Genomic DNA, 938 nt, shown 5'->3' with positions numbered 1-938 from the left:
CATCACGATCCCCCCATCCAACAATTGTTAGCAAATGACCTGCTTCGACACCTTTAAACATGGCTGAGCTAACTAATTCAAGAGGTGGATAAACACTCACATCAACCGCATCGGCCAACTCAAGCAACATCAAATCTCGACCTGACTCCACGCGACTAATCACCCCAATACGCCGCTCAGTTTCTTCAATTCGTGAGATATCATAATCTCCAACATAGACGGAAATTGCTTCAGCAGGCTCTTCATAGAAACAACGCGAAGCAGACATCACCCAACGTTCATGAATCAAGGTACCGCCACATTCATGCTCGCCAGTTGCCGAATTTCGGAGCGATACCATCCAAGGGTAATCACTCTCTACCTCAACTTCGTCGCCACCGACTATACGATTAGCTGAGAGAGCAGAGCTACTCGCAACACAAGCAAGCATGGCAAATAACATCACCCGAACAATACCGACATTGCGCCTAGCAACTAAAGCCTGACCACACATTGAAAGAAACATACCCTTAGCCATCCTGACCTCTATGGAACTCATAATCTTTATATATTGAACTGGACCTGTACTGCACAAGTAAAACGCTGAGAGATATAAAACAACTAAAATCATGCATCAGGAACACAGCAAAAAACTCCTCGAATTTTATCAGTCTTTTATAGCCAGCCCTATTGATTATAAAAACACTGTACAACTGCATTTAAATTTTGTGACGCTATAAACCTTTCTTATGGGAAGTTTCTACGAAATTTACCTTTTTCCAAAAACATTTACACAAGCTCTATAGATCAAGCCAGATCAAATCTAATCAAACTGCTGAGCATATGAGTCAATCGAAGCGTAAGGTTCAAGCACACCTTTTTGATTCATAGATAATATTTGATAAGGGTTAAACTTGTCTTGGTATTCCATACCCGGACTACCCAAGGGCATTGCAGGA

Annotated in this window: 1 protein-coding gene; it reads right to left on the bottom strand. The window is 42.0% G+C overall.

Annotated features, from left to right (window positions below; genetic code table 11):
• Window positions 1-517: trypsin-like serine protease (locus A3729_RS06290; RefSeq protein WP_197475623.1), on the bottom strand; the 517-nt coding region annotated here is incomplete at its 3' end.
• Window positions 518-938 lie beyond the last annotated feature (421 nt).

The organism is Oleiphilus sp. HI0043 (genome assembly GCF_001634935.1).
Note: the sequence above shows the minus strand (reverse complement) of the source record. Positions and strands in the feature narration are given on the sequence as shown.